Below are 476 nucleotides of genomic sequence, written 5' to 3' on the forward strand. Positions count from 1 at the left end.
TCTTTTGGCCCTTTAGGATCCTGTTCTGGGGAGTGTTGATAGTAATCCTCAGCCCACCAGTCATTGACCCATTCAATCATATTGCCGCTTAAGTCATAAAACCCCAATGGGTTAGGTGGATAGGTGCCACTAATCTGCGGTTCAGGCTCTTCGGCGAGAGAGTAATTTACACCGAGTTCAAGCATACCAGTATTGGTGGCAAACAAAATGTTTTCACCACGGTTTCGTGCTGCAAATTCCCACTGTGCTTCGGTTGGTAAATCAATTGGGAGTTGTGTGAGTTTTGCCAGCCATAAGCAATAGTTCTTGGCATCATACCAGTTCACCCCCGCAGAGAATTCAGGTGCACGCCAAATTTCATCTTTATCCCATTTTGTCCACATGGTTTTTGGCAGGTTGTTTACCGCGGTATATAAATCAAAATCGCCATAGCTTACCTCATAAGCGCCCATCGAATAGCTGGTAAGGGTCACCTT

At 45.6% G+C, this 476-nt stretch carries 1 protein-coding gene; it reads right to left on the reverse strand.

Annotated elements, in window-relative coordinates:
- The coding region (locus tag CKO50_RS23215; RefSeq protein WP_141240183.1) for an SUMF1/EgtB/PvdO family nonheme iron enzyme at positions 1-476 on the reverse strand (476 nt) is incomplete at both ends.

Source organism: Pseudoalteromonas sp. HM-SA03, from assembly GCF_002289345.1.
Lineage (GTDB): Bacteria > Pseudomonadota > Gammaproteobacteria > Enterobacterales > Alteromonadaceae > Pseudoalteromonas.